This is a genomic window from Acidiplasma aeolicum (genome assembly GCF_001402945.1).
In the GTDB taxonomy this organism is placed as follows: domain Archaea; phylum Thermoplasmatota; class Thermoplasmata; order Thermoplasmatales; family Thermoplasmataceae; genus Acidiplasma; species Acidiplasma aeolicum.
This window is the reverse complement of record NZ_LKBG01000257.1, coordinates 1-9168: the sequence shown is the minus strand read 5'-3', so window position 1 is coordinate 9168 and position 9168 is coordinate 1. Positions and strand designations below refer to the sequence as shown.

General features: G+C 30.7%; 8 protein-coding genes. 4 read left to right on the top strand and 4 right to left on the bottom strand.

Going from position 1 to position 9168, the window contains the following annotated elements; genetic code table 11:
• The 4 genes from AOG54_RS07635 to AOG54_RS07620 form a co-directional block, all read left to right on the top strand.
• Positions 1-1145 (top strand): DUF2079 domain-containing protein (locus AOG54_RS07635; RefSeq protein ID WP_156324231.1); only part of this gene is annotated, 1145 nt, incomplete at its 5' end.
• A 118-nt stretch (positions 1146-1263) separates the two neighbouring features.
• Entirely contained in the window at positions 1264-1929 is a 666-nt protein-coding gene (locus tag AOG54_RS07630; RefSeq protein WP_048102243.1) for a hypothetical protein, read from the top strand.
• 64 nt (positions 1930-1993) lie between these two features.
• A complete protein-coding gene (locus AOG54_RS07625) occupies positions 1994-3469 on the top strand; it encodes a cytosine permease (protein WP_048102242.1) in 1476 nt (491 codons plus the stop codon).
• Positions 3445-4089, top strand: a complete 645-nt coding sequence (locus AOG54_RS07620) for a hypothetical protein (protein WP_048102241.1) — start codon at positions 3445-3447, stop codon at positions 4087-4089. Before AOG54_RS07625 ends, AOG54_RS07620 begins: the two co-directional genes overlap by 25 nt.
• Before the next feature lie 341 nt (positions 4090-4430).
• On the opposite strand, the gene AOG54_RS07615 is transcribed toward AOG54_RS07620, so the two are convergent.
• From AOG54_RS07615 to AOG54_RS07600, 4 genes are all read right to left on the bottom strand, one after another.
• The gene (locus tag AOG54_RS07615; protein ID WP_048102240.1) at positions 4431-5501 is read right to left on the bottom strand and encodes a glycosyltransferase; all 1071 of its coding nucleotides are present in this window, start codon (positions 5499-5501) and stop codon (positions 4431-4433) included.
• Between the two features lie 133 nt (positions 5502-5634).
• Complete coding sequence (locus tag AOG54_RS07610; RefSeq protein WP_055032583.1) at positions 5635-6537, bottom strand: glycosyltransferase family 2 protein; 903 nt, start codon at positions 6535-6537, stop codon at positions 5635-5637.
• A 56-nt stretch (positions 6538-6593) separates the two neighbouring features.
• The gene (locus AOG54_RS07605) at positions 6594-7697 is read right to left on the bottom strand and encodes a glycosyltransferase family 4 protein (RefSeq protein WP_048102239.1); all 1104 of its coding nucleotides are present in this window, start codon (positions 7695-7697) and stop codon (positions 6594-6596) included.
• A gap of 53 nt (positions 7698-7750) precedes the next feature.
• Complete coding sequence (locus AOG54_RS07600) at positions 7751-9049, bottom strand: glycosyltransferase (protein ID WP_052656849.1); 1299 nt, start codon at positions 9047-9049, stop codon at positions 7751-7753.
• Positions 9050-9168 lie beyond the last annotated feature (119 nt).

Sequence of the window (9168 nt, the reverse complement as noted above, 5' to 3'; positions counted from 1 at the left end):
TTTACTCCTTTGATTTTCATAACATGGCATTTCTTCCATTCTTCATTTTTATGGCTATATATGCATATCTTTACAATAAAAAGATATTAAATATTGCAATGTTGATATTTATAGTTACACTTCATTCAAATTTTGTTTACATTTCACTAATGATTATTCTTTTTGAAATGGTATACAGCAGGAAATATAAGAATCTAAATTTAATGTTTTCAGAAATAAGACCTAAATGGTTATTATTGGTATTATTTATTTTATTTACATTAACAGGATTTGCCTATATTGAGTTTGCAGGAATAATGAAGGGAATTATTTCAGGACATGTATCATCTGTCACACTAACCACCGGCGAATCAGGAACTGTTCCCGGCGGATTAATGGGCATGGTCAGGGCATTATTCACAGACCCGGCATATTTATTTTCGTTTATATCCGCAAATTACATGCTCAAAATTTCATATTTAGTTTTATTATTTGCAACAACCGGTTTCATGCCGTTGTATTTTCCTGAAATATTAATAATAGGTCTTCCTTATTTTGGGTATGCATTTACATCTTCATATGGATCATATTACACATTGGGATACCAGTATGCCGCAATGATATATCCTGTTATGTTCTTGGGCATTGCCTTTGGAATCTCAAAAATTATTGATAATTTAAATTCAAATAATAAGAACAGGTTAACGCCAAAAAAAATATATAATTATTATAAAAGCCATGGACAGAACAACATTATAAAGGTGATAATAGTTATATTAATAATTGGATTAATTCTTGGCCTTGTATATAATCCACTGGTTCCATATGATTCAATGGCACCAAATGATATATCTGGAATACACATGACGCCTGATACAAGATTCCTATTGAATGAGAGAAAGTATATACCTGAAAATTCAACAATACTCGTTGAGAACAATTTAATGCCCTTATTTTCTGATTATAAGAATGTTTACTCACCACCGTTTTCCCCACTGCCCAACTATACAGAATTTGACTATATAATATACATGAACAATACCTTCTGGGCGGATACAGGTGGGAACAACAGTTTAATTTACATAGCAACATATCTGCTTGACCATGGTTATATAACGCCATATGCAGAGTACAATAATCAGGTAATAATCCTTAAAAAGGCTTAAAATAAATCAATGGTATTTTTATAGTATAAACAAAGATAAAATATGTATTATTTCATAATTTTACCATGATATTCCGAAAGTTTATTTATTCAAATATTAATTACATGATGGTGTTTTCTTGATAAGAATTGGCGTGATTGTTCCTGCCGATAATGATACTGTTCTTGAAGACTTAAAAATTGGCCTGAATAATAAATATGAGATAATTGACTACAGAATGGAGGAAACCGGGACCAATGGATATCCTGAAAATTGTTATGAAGAGAATAAATTCATTGATGATTTAAACAATGCCGGAAATTATTTTAAAAGAAATAATGTAAAATACATTGTTTACGGCCGTGGATATGGCACATATAATGATATGGGCAGGGAATCAATAAAGGCAATTCTTAAAAAGTATGCAGAGGGTGTTTTGCTCCCAACTGATCTTATAATGCATAGAATTATTGATTCAAATGTAAATACTATTTCAATTGTTTTACCATATACAAGGGAAAGAGGGATAACAGATATAAAGATGTTTGATGAAAAAAATATAAAAGTTGAGCATGATTTTTATTTAAACACAGATGACGGAAAAATAATCTCAGGCATTGATGGTGATAGGTTATGCAATTTATTTAAAGAAAATTCGGATTTGATAAAAAATAGCAAAATCATAGTAATACAGTGCACCGCACTTCATACTGCGGATATAATTGAAAAACTAAAATTATTGGCCGGCACTGAGGTATTATCATCAAATTCGGTCATAATTGATTATTTAAGCCAAAAAATTTAAAAATATGCAAATTTATTTAATTAATTCATTAAAAGTTTTAAGTATACATTAACTATATATCACCATGAATAAAGACCATGACAGGTTATTATGGAATCCTGATATAGCCCCGGTAAATAAAAATGTAAAGAACTGGGGATATCTACCGCTTCTTGGTGTTTGGGCAAGCATAGCCGCACCAAACTCCATGCTTGTTGGCAGTGCTGGAATAGTGTTTGGGTTTAATGTTGTCCAGGTTATTTTAATAGCCCTAGGCGGTGACCTAATAACATTGATACCCTTAATTATACAGAGCCATGGCGCTGTTAAGTATGGGCTTGCAGAGCCACAGCTTGACAGGACAAGGTTTGGTATATGGGGCACATACATCCCTTCATGGATCAGGTTCTTTGCCGCCATGGGGTATTTTGGGGTGCAGACATTTCTTGTCACGGAGGCGGTCATGGGATTTGTGCTTGAGATTACTGGAAAGGCATCAATACTTGCAGCTTATAAATCTGTTACACCCTCACTTCTTGTATCTCTATTTCCAGATCTTTTCTGGATTACATTTATATCAATAATTATTGTTCAGACGATAATTCTGATACTTGCAAAACCCATTAGGGGATCGCCATCGCTGAAAATGCTTGGCTATGTAATGCCGTGGGTTTCCATTATTGCATTGACATTCACATTCGTTTACTTTGTATCATTATATCCATCCGCCCTTGTATCGGCACTGCATCAGCCATATGCACCGATATCAATATCCATAATACCAATATTATTGATATTTCTTGTATCAAACATACATGCAACCCAGATTATTAGCTGGCCTGATATGATGAGGTTTGGCACGGATTTCAAGCACATGGTTGTTGGCCAGATAGGCCTTCCTATATTCTATACACTTGTGGTGGCCTATGGTGCAATAATGTCGGCAATAACAGAGGTTTTAACAAACAGTGCAACCTATGATCCGAGCCTTCTAATAATAAGATTCATAACTGTACCGGCAATAGCCATATTCATACTGATCTTCTATTCATTTACAATGCTTAACACAAATATATTCAGCAATGTGGTCCCGCCAATATATGACCTGAACAATACATTTCCATCCAAATTAACATGGTTCAGGGGGACAATAATCATCACGGCGCTGGGAATATTAATAGGTGCATGGTCGCTTTATTTAAAGGGCATTTATGTGTATTTCAGCACGTGGATTTTATTTATATCAGGCCTTCTCGGGCCAATAGCCGGAATTATAGTTGCAGATTATGCAGTATTAAAAAGGTTTAAATTAAATATAGATGATGTTTATAAAAGAAATGGATCATATACGTATTTAAAAGGCTTTAATCCTGTTTCAATAATCACGCTTATAATAACATTCCTCATAGTTTTTGCACCGTTGTATGGAATAAAATATTATATATTTATAATTCTTAAGGATGCCTCGTGGATATCAGGGTTTATCATAGCATTCATATTATATTTAGTATTGAGCATTATCCTGAGGGATAAAAAATGGGAAAAAGCATCGGAATTATAATATCATCGGAGCACCCAAGGTTTGATGAGGAATATAAAAAAACATTCATTAATCTTGGTTATGGAGTAAAAAAATACATCATGGATTTTGTTCCGGGCCATGGCCTTAATGATGATGAAAAAGAATTAATAAAGAACCATATGGAAATTGCAGGCAAATCATTGGCGGATTGCGATGCCATTCTCTACGCAAGATCCTACGGTGCATTTTATGATGATGGCATTAAATATATAAGATCATTTTTTGATATGCCCGTAATATTTTCCACCGAGAGCATCATCAAAAATATCAAAAAATATGGAAATAAAATATATACAATAACACCTTATGCGCAGAAAAGGCATGATCTTGAGATAAGGTGGCTCAACCATTATAAGATCAGGTCATCGGCATCAATGTCCCTTGGCCGTGATGATGGCTATCTTAAATTTATAGAGCCGGATGACCTTAACGAGGCTGTAAAAATTGCAAACAAGTCGTTAAATATTGATGCAATTTATATAGCATGCACATTTATGCCGGGGATATCCGGAAGGAATGTTATTGAGAGGGGTTCAAAAATACCCGTGATTTCCGCCAATGGTGCCATGTTAAATGACTTCCTGGAATTAAATATTTAAAATCATTTTACTCACAATTTATTTGTATGATATTCGGAAATGGATACCTTAATAAACTTATTGTTTTACAAATAACTTGCCCTGTTTTCCTTATATTCCATTAATGGTGTTGCCACAAATCTATTATTTATGGATAATGATGTGTGTTCTATCCTATAATTATAATATTCCATTCCTTTAATTGGAAAAGAATTATATACCATATTCCGTTATTATTGCTTTAGGTTTGCCATATATTTGTATTGATTTTATTAGTCTTATTAATCTCAATAATAAATAGCTCATGAAATGGAAGGATTTTTGTTTAATTATAAATAGCCAAGATCAGTTGAGCAATTAGGTTAATTTATAACATCATTTATAAAATTCAACATGCTTTCTTCAAAATTTTTTTGAGAAAATCTGTTTACAGATTCATGTATATTTTTGGCATCTTCATAATTTATGCCTTTTATAATATCAGGGCATTCGTATATATTTTTATATGAATACCCGAATTTACCCCTTGATACTATATCAATCCAGGGACCACCACTTTCCGGTACAACCGGAATGAGCCCATAGGACATTGCTTCTAAGACCGATATACCGTAATTTTCTTTGGGGTTTAAATGAAGGTAAATTGATGATTTCCTGTATAATTCTATCTTAGTATCATTATCAATATTTGGAATTATATTAACATTATTGGGCTTAACCGATAACAATGATTTATAATACGCTTCCATACCTTTATTTACCGCACCTGCTATTGTAAAGTCATAATTCTTTAGATGCCTGGCTATTTCAAATACATATTCATAATGCTTATCCGGGTGTATCCTTCCAATGCTTATAACCCTATTTTTCTGCTTAATTGAAAGGTCTATATTATGGTTTTCCACGGGAATGTATATTACCCTTGCCTTAGATGGCTTTATGCCAAGTACCGGGAATAGGTTCTTAGCGAGATTTTCTGTATAAATGCTATTATACATAAAATTTGATTTATTATATAATTTATATATGCCAAGAGTTTTAATAATAAATAACATGGTTTTATTTATAATCTGGCCCGTGGAATCAATAATCGGGTCAAGGAAGGAAAAACCATGCATGACGTTTATATTTCCTTTATAAAGGAATACATTTGGATGATTGTTGATTATAAGCTGAAATCCTTTATTATTATCTTTCATAAACCTTTTGGTTTTTAGGGCATAATAATAAAGTTTAAAAAATGGTATATTTTCATAGTATTTATATGGAGTTTTTATTATATTCTCAGCATTAAGGTATGTAGCATATCTATCACTTTCAACAAAGGTTTGGTACTGGTTTTTCACAAGGAAGTTTATAAGTATATTTGCAAATACCTGACCGCCACCGATTCTAGAAAATTCATCAATTACCATAGCCTTTTTTATTTCCATGATTTATAAAGTGATTACATGCATTAATAAATATTTTATATGGTAATAATATAAAATATGAGACTAAATCATTATTAATATATCTTAATGGAGGCCAATATACCTGAAATTTTATGTATAAAAATAAATGCATTTATATGTTTTGATTTCTTTTAAATGCTTTCTTAATAAAAGCTTTTTTAACAATTCCTGGTGATAAACTCATAATCATATATATAATTCCTATTTTATATTCATATGACTGCTTTCTTCCATGCATAAAACTAAAAATAAAACGAAAATAATATGTAAATCCAATCTTAATTTTGCTGTTATAAATTTTCATAAGAAATCTGTTTAAAAGCATATCATTTATTATTATCTTTGATAAATCTGGAAACATTTTTTTATATTCATTTAACTGTTTATAGATCATTTCTGAAACATCATACTGCATTTTTATAAATTCGTCTATATTATTATGCATTTTAACCGAGGTGCTGTTATGTAGCCTGTACATTGTAAATTTTAAATCAGTACTGCATATTCTCGCATTTTTTGATAAGGCGCAGTAAAAAATAAAATTATCTTGGCAGGTTTTTATGCTCCTTAAAAAATTCATATTTATTAATTCTTTCCTTATTGAAATCGACGATAAATTGAATGATAGATTATTTGTATTATATCTTTTAATATCCATCTCATTTGATGTAAAAACTTTTTGAGAGTTGTGTAAATAATTACACAAATTACTAAATTTTTCAAATATAATTGTTAATTTATTATGAGAAAAAAGGTCATCATCATCTAAAAATGAGATTACATCACCCTTTGAAACAGATATCCCCTTGTAGAGAAATTCTCCAATAGTGCCGTCCATTATTATATTTATAATACCATTTGAATTCAGAAAATTATCTATATTTGTATCTGTAAAATTTTTAACAACTATAATCTCATAGTATTTCCTTTCCAGATTTTGGTTTAAAACACTATTTACTGCATCAGTAAGGAATTCCTGTCTGTTATATGCAGTAATTATTACAGAGATAAACATAATTCGTTATAACTCTTATTTACTTAAATTATACTTAAAAATTTTATCTTTATTTATCAATGATTTTGGGATTGATTAAGTTCCTCCATTAAACTGTATATTCCCGGAAGAATCTTATTGCAGTAATAGTCACTTGCCCTTGAGATAACATTCGGTCTTATTTGTTTTATTATGTATTTATTATTTACAAGCCAGCTTAATTTCTGCTTTAATTCATCCTCATTGTTTACAATAAATCCATTCTCACCATCTTTTATCAGCTCATTTGTTGATGGAATGGAAAATGCAACCGGAATGCATCCATAGGACATTGCCTCTAATAGCCCAATGCTGAACCCCTCATTAATGGATGGAAATAATATAATATCCGTTATTTGATAAATTGCCTGCAGCAGATCATTATCCACGTATCCTAAATTAACAACATTTTCTTGGGGATTTTCATCATTATATCCTGCAGTTATGAGCGTTATATTATCAATGTCTTTAATAGTACGTTTTGCTATGTTTAACCCTTTTCTTACAGGATCCCTGCCAACCCAGAGCAGTAAAGTTCTGCCGGAATTTTTGAGCTCATCTATAATATCAAAGTTTTTATTTATTTTATATGGCGGTTCTATGCAGGTATTTATAACATTTATATCATTTCTACCTGTTTTTTCCTTAAAAAACCTTGCTGTATGTTCTGAAACAGAAATTACCATTTGTGATTTTCTGCACGATGCTATTTCAAAAAATCCGTCGATACTATCCAATATATATGATATTATATATTTAATTGAATGGGATTTTGTCCTTAATTTTAAAGTTTCGCTAATGCTCCCGTGCAGGGTCATTAATGTTTTAGCTCCCTTTATAAAAGGAATTAATGAGCCATTATCCCCATTAATATGGATGATATCATAGGCAGATTTGTTTTTATTTACGATAAAATAAAGTTTCAGGTTATAATAAAACTTTGCCAAGCCAATTTTCCAGACAAACTTCGGTATATAAACCTCCATTGGGCTGCAACCATTAATTTTATTTTCACTTGCGTATGCAATTTCAACAATATTTTTATTTGATTTCAAAAAATTTGCAAGTTTGTATATATAAGATTCAACACCTGCACCGTTTTTACCATAAGGGTTCCTGTAACTTATTTCAAGTATTCGCATAAATTAACATAATATATTTATATCTTTAATATTTGTTACATTACAACAATTGTTCATTTATTGAATAAATATTTATCTATTAACCTTGAATGCTCCATGGCAACATTATCCCATACATGTATTTTTATAAATTTTTTCTCCGATTCATTTAATTCTGAAAACCTTGAATCCTTGAGCATATTTAGGGCTGCTGCTGCCATGGAGTTTATATCAAATTCCTTAACCATTTTTACGTTGGAAAAGCCCTTAAAATATGAAAGACCGGGTATATCATATGCAACTACCGGAACACTATATGAAAGTGCTTCTAAGATTACCAGAGAAAAGGAATCGCTATGTGATGGGTATAACAAAAGCATTGATGTTTTAAGTTCTTCCCTTAATTCTTCATCTGGTAAATATCCTTTATATTTTATTTTTTCTGTTAATCCGAGTTTTTTAATCATTGAAAAGAATTCATCTTCCTCATACTTTGTGTTAAATTTTCCAATAACTTCTAGATATACATCAATTCTTTCACTAATTTTTTTGAATATATAAGGTATCTCAAGAAGCCCCTTCATAAAATTCAATCTGGAATAATAAATTATTTTGTTATCTTTTTTTGCAGGTGCCTCTATGTAGCCCATAAACCCACTTGATGGATATAAAACCTCAATTGGTACACGGGCTTTTAAATTTATATTCTTTTTCTGTGATGGATTTAAAAGTGCAATAAACTTTAAGTTTTTATCATAATTTAGCCGGGTTAATTGTTCTTTTATGTAAAAATAGTCATAAACAAATTCTAAATACGGGTAAAAAAAATATTTTCCCATCTTGGCAGATAGGTAAGAAAATGAATAAAAACTGTAAAATAAATGATTGTTAATATCGCCCAGCCCTTGGATGCATATGCCGTAGTTGGAATCTAATAGTTTTGAAAGGTATCTTGTATAATTTAGATAACCGCTTTTAAGTCCGTGGTATAATGCATATAAATAATCCATATTATAAATTGCGTCAACATCAGATTCTTTAATATATTTATCCATTAATTCAAATTTATTTTTTCCATTTTTTTCTATAATTTTATAAAATGCGTCTGTAATTTTCACACCGTTATCCTCAAAAAATTTTGCATTCTCTTTAAGAGTTTTGATCTTATTTTGATTTATATCTGAATATATCACAGGATCTGGAAAATATGTCACATCATATCTTTTTGCAAATCTAACTAATACCTCTTTTTGATGCCTTGACCCGCCGCTGATTTTTTTGGAAAGTATATCTGTACCGGTAACTCCAAGTTTCATTGATGTTGGATATTTATATTTAAACAAAAATCTTCCGTTTAATGAGATATTTATCATGGCCTCTTACAATAATCACTCTCTTTTTTACATTTGATATTCTCAAATGAGTTCCATAATAAATTTATTGCTTTTCATATAACGTATCTTCCTTTTCTCCATATGCCGTTGATGGTGTT

Bases quoted from the DNA above. Each gene is read 5' to 3' on its own strand.
- AOG54_RS07620 (WP_048102241.1), top strand. From the start codon at position 3,445: ATGGGAAAAAGCATCGGAATTATAATATCATCGGAGCACCCAAGGTTT.
- AOG54_RS07625 (WP_048102242.1), top strand. From the start codon at position 1,994: ATGAATAAAGACCATGACAGGTTATTATGGAATCCTGATATAGCCCCG.
- AOG54_RS07610 (WP_055032583.1), bottom strand. From the start codon at position 6,537: ATGTTTATCTCTGTAATAATTACTGCATATAACAGACAGGAATTCCTT.
- AOG54_RS07605 (WP_048102239.1), bottom strand. From the start codon at position 7,697: ATGCGAATACTTGAAATAAGTTACAGGAACCCTTATGGTAAAAACGGT.
- AOG54_RS07600 (WP_052656849.1), bottom strand. From the start codon at position 9,049: ATGATAAATATCTCATTAAACGGAAGATTTTTGTTTAAATATAAATAT.
- AOG54_RS07615 (WP_048102240.1), bottom strand. From the start codon at position 5,501: ATGGAAATAAAAAAGGCTATGGTAATTGATGAATTTTCTAGAATCGGT.